Below are 846 nucleotides of genomic sequence, written 5' to 3'. Positions count from 1 at the left end.
GTGCCGGTGATCACCATCAACACTATCGCCGGTGACGACATCATCAACGCGGCGGAGCACGGTCAGGCACAGCTTATCAGCGGCACCTGCACCGGTGCGGCGGCGGGCGATACGGTGACCATCACCCTGAACGGCAAAACGTACACCACCATCCTGGACGCCAACGGCGCCTGGAGCGTGGGCGTGCCGGCGGCGGACATCACCGCGCTGGGCAACGGCCAGTCTTATGCGGTGGACGTAACGGTGACGGATAAAGCGGGCAACAGCAGCAGCGAGAGCCGCGATATCAGCGTGAACACCTCGCCGATCGCCCTGACGATCGATGCCATTGCCGTTGACGACATCATCAATGCGGCAGAAGCAGGACAGCCGCTGGTATTGTCCGGTACGGCGAACGCTCTGCCAGAGAACACCGTAGTGACCGTTACGCTGAACGGAAAAACCTACAGCGCGACCGTCACGAACAGCGGAACCTGGACGCTGACGGTCGATCAGGCCGACGTTGCGGCATTGGCCGACGGTAACTATACCGTGACGGCCTCGGCGGTTGATGCGGCGGGTAACCACACCAACGCCAGCCATAACGTCACTGTGGATACCACGGCGCCTACGCTGACCATCAACGATATGGCGCACGGTAACGTACTGAACGGCACAACGGCCGGTGAAGCGCTGGTTATCAGTGGCAGCACCAGCGCGGAACCGGGTCAGTTGGTCACCGTCGAACTGGGCAGCAACACCTACAGCGCGACGGTCAGCGCAGACGGCACCTGGACCCTGACGGTACCGCCGGCCGACCTGGCGTTGCTGAACGACGGCGATCTCACCGTAACGGCGAGCGTCACC

At 62.9% G+C, this 846-nt stretch carries 1 protein-coding gene; it reads left to right on the top strand.

Annotated elements, in window-relative coordinates:
* A partial coding sequence (locus C8D90_RS22120) for an Ig-like domain-containing protein (protein ID WP_162844438.1) occupies positions 1–846 on the top strand: 846 nt, incomplete at both ends.

The organism is Enterobacillus tribolii (genome assembly GCF_003363015.1).
GTDB lineage: Bacteria > Pseudomonadota > Gammaproteobacteria > Enterobacterales > Enterobacteriaceae > Enterobacillus > Enterobacillus tribolii.
The sequence above is the reverse complement of the archived record's forward strand: the minus strand, read 5'-3'. Positions and strand labels throughout refer to the sequence as shown.